Below are 1,349 nucleotides of genomic sequence, written 5' to 3' on the forward strand. Positions count from 1 at the left end.
TTATATCATTTATGCGTTCTGCCATAATATTAAGTGATGGTTCAAATGATTATCCAATTCAAATAAATTCAGCAGGTATTTATTTACCAGTTAATGGAATTGTAAATGGAAATATTTATTTACATATTAATGCAGGTATTATTGATAATCAAAATATTAATGATAAAAAAATATTAATTAATGGTACAACAAAACCTTCTTTATCAACAGTTATTACAACACCTAATTTAGGTCAAATTACAATGGTGGGTGATACACCAACAACAGCAGAATTAGAAACTGCTATTAAAGTAAAAAATACTAATTATCAAAATGGAGATGCAACATTCTCTAATATTACATCTACTGGAGCATTAGCAACTGGAAATCCAAAAAAAATATAGTGTTATATCATTTATGCGTTCTGCCATAATATTAAGTGATGGTTCAAATGATTATCCAATTCAAATAAATTCAGCAGGTATTTATTTACCAGTTAATGGAATTGTAAATGGAAATATTTATTTACATATTAATGCAGGTATTATTGATAATCAAAATATTAATGATAAAAAAATATTAATTAATGGTACAACAAAACCTTCTTTATCAACAGTTATTACAACACCTAATTTAGGTCAAATTACAATGGTGGGTGATACACCAACAACAGCAGAATTAGAAACTGCTATTAAAGTAAAAAATACTAATTATCAAAATGGAGATGCAACATTCTCTAATATTACATCTACTGGAGCATTAGCAACTGGAAATCCAAAAAAAATATAGTGGCACAGTCTCTCTAATTTATTCAAAGTAAGTAGCTCCATAGATATTCACGATAAAATTAAAAATGTTGATAGTTTAACAAATGATGAAATAATTAAAGGAATTATTGTACCGCAAAAAGTAGCAAGTGAAGATTTAAGACCACTTTTAAATGATAAAGTTTTAAAAGCAGTTAAAGCGGTTGATGCAAGTTTAATAGCAGATGATTATGATTGATGACCGTTATATTATCAAGGTTCACCATCAAGTTATGATATTACTACAACAGATATTTATGTTGATATTTATATTGCTGGTAAAAATAATGCAACTGGTGTATCACAAGTTCAATATTATAAAGTGCAAAAAGTAAATAAAATAAGTATTAAACAATTTAATAAAGATAATATTGGAACTTTAAAAACACCTTGATATAGTGATGTTCCTGATTTAACTAAAAAAGCAGATGTAATTGTGGAAATGAATACTGGTCTTATTAAAGCAATTCAAAAACTTAATGCTGGTTTAACAACTTCAGATTATATTGTTAATATTTTAGATTATGATCATTCAATATTTAATGATAGAGATGAGGGTAATTT

The 1,349-nt window shown here is 26.1% G+C and carries 3 protein-coding genes; all 3 read left to right on the forward strand.

From position 1 onward, the window contains the following. A partial coding sequence (locus C6B38_RS09880; protein ID WP_162475851.1) for a hypothetical protein occupies positions 1-383 on the forward strand: 383 nt, incomplete at its 5' end. Between the two features lie 13 nt (positions 384-396). Next, entirely contained in the window at positions 397-768 is a 372-nt protein-coding gene (locus C6B38_RS04000) for a hypothetical protein (RefSeq protein ID WP_105298738.1), read from the forward strand. 339 nt (positions 769-1,107) lie between these two features. Next, on the forward strand, positions 1,108-1,349 hold a 242-nt coding region (locus C6B38_RS04005), incomplete at its 3' end, for a hypothetical protein (protein ID WP_146693294.1).

Origin of the sequence: Spiroplasma sp. ChiS, from assembly GCF_002968355.1 — a bacterium.
GTDB classification, from domain to species: domain Bacteria; phylum Bacillota_I; class Bacilli_A; order Mycoplasmatales; family Mycoplasmataceae; genus Spiroplasma; species Spiroplasma citri.